Genomic DNA, 627 nt, shown 5'->3' with positions numbered 1-627 from the left:
ACAATCCGGCTCAAGGTGTGCCGGCACGTGGGATCAGGCGTGAAGCCTTTAAAGGAACTTGAGACTGAGAACAAACATAACGGTTTGGTAACTACTCTCTGAGGGCTGGTCTACGCGTGTAGATCGTGTTAGCTTTGTCACTGCAGAAGCGCTTTAACGCAGTTCAAAGGAGACCCGCGTGAAAGATAAAACAATCGACGCCGTTTATATGTGCGCCGGAGATACCGGATTTATTCTGGACAATTCCTTCGGCGGAATCCCCCAGGTTTGCTATTGGGGCCCAGCCTTAGGCACTCTCACCCCAGCTGACGTGAAAGCAGCGGTAATAAGCAACCGAGAGTCTTTGGACGGAAACGCCCCCGATGATCACGTTTCCTCCACCCTCATCCCACTTGAATCCGACGGCTGGCTGGGACGCCCCGCGCTTGCAGGACACCGCGCCGATGGAACTAGCTGGTCGCCCCGCTTTAAATGCGCGGCCATAGAACTCCCTGAGAATTGCCATATTGAAGACGGAGTCGCATTCGTCGACAACCAGCCCGTTGCGTTCTCTGCAACTTCAGAAGGTTCACAGCTCGCTCTGAAGATTTTCGTGGAGCCGTTCGAACAGGGCCCACTGCGTATCCG

General features: G+C 54.5%; 1 pseudogene. It reads left to right on the top strand.

The annotated features are described in order from the left end of the window. Positions 1 to 178: 178 nt before the first annotated feature. A pseudogene (locus tag HMPREF1627_RS00760) lies at positions 179 to 627 on the top strand (glycoside hydrolase family 36 N-terminal domain-containing protein); the annotation flags it as partial.

Source organism: Actinomyces sp. S6-Spd3, assembly GCF_000758755.1.
Lineage (GTDB): Bacteria > Actinomycetota > Actinomycetes > Actinomycetales > Actinomycetaceae > Pauljensenia.
The sequence above is the reverse complement of the archived record's forward strand: the minus strand, read 5'-3'. Positions and strand labels throughout refer to the sequence as shown.